The organism is Nocardioides sp. CPCC 206348, from assembly GCF_048654705.1.
In the GTDB taxonomy this organism is placed as follows: Bacteria; Actinomycetota; Actinomycetes; order Propionibacteriales; family Nocardioidaceae; genus Nocardioides.
On the sequence record NZ_JBMCZA010000215.1, the window covers coordinates 3,074 to 3,814 of the forward strand.

Below are 741 nucleotides of genomic sequence, written 5' to 3' on the forward strand. Positions count from 1 at the left end.
GTGACCGCCTTTTCAGTGTGCTGAGCGTCAGATTGTCAGGGGAATCGCGGTGCTTCCGCGGGTGTCCGGGATCGTCGGATCCGTGGGCAGGTTCAGGGGAGATCGACCAGCTCGGTCCCGGCGGCAGTGCCCTTGCGACCGACGGGCTCGGAGGTGGCGAGCTCGGCAAGCAGGGCCTGCTGCTCGGTTCGGAGCAGTACTCGCTCACCGGTCGCCGTCTCGGCGACAACGAAGCCATGGGACGGCACGTCGTCACGCTGGTAGCGGACGGTGGCAACCACCACCGAGACGGGGCCGTGGGTCTCTGCGACCACAGGCCGGGGTGTGTCGAGGCGACGGAGTGCGGGAGCCGTGATGGCGCGCACGGGTGGCCGCGCGCCGTAGATGCCCATCGCATGCTTGGTGAGGAGGCCCCCGTTGGCGGTCACGAGACCGAGGCTGTCCGGCTGCTCGCGCAGCCGTTCGACCATGGTGGCGATCGAGTGTGTGACGTAGTTGTTCCAAGGCCCGCCCGCGAACGTGAGGCCGCCCGTGACCGTCAGCGCCCGGGACAGCGGCAGCCCCAAGGAGCGGGCGGCCACCTGTACCGCGGACGGGAAGCAGGAGTAGATGTCGATCAGGTCGATGTCGTCCATCGTCGCGGCGGCCATCGCCATCGCATCCGCGGCGGCTGCTGTGATCGCGTTCGAGGTCGTGAAGGCTTCGCGAGCAGTGAAGGAGTCACAGTCCACGGCTTCGCCG

The 741-nt window shown here is 68.6% G+C and carries 1 pseudogene; it reads right to left on the bottom strand.

The features are described from left to right. Window positions 1-92: 92 nt before the first annotated feature. Window positions 93-741: pseudogene (locus ACOADB_RS22805) on the bottom strand (enoyl-CoA hydratase); the annotation flags it as partial.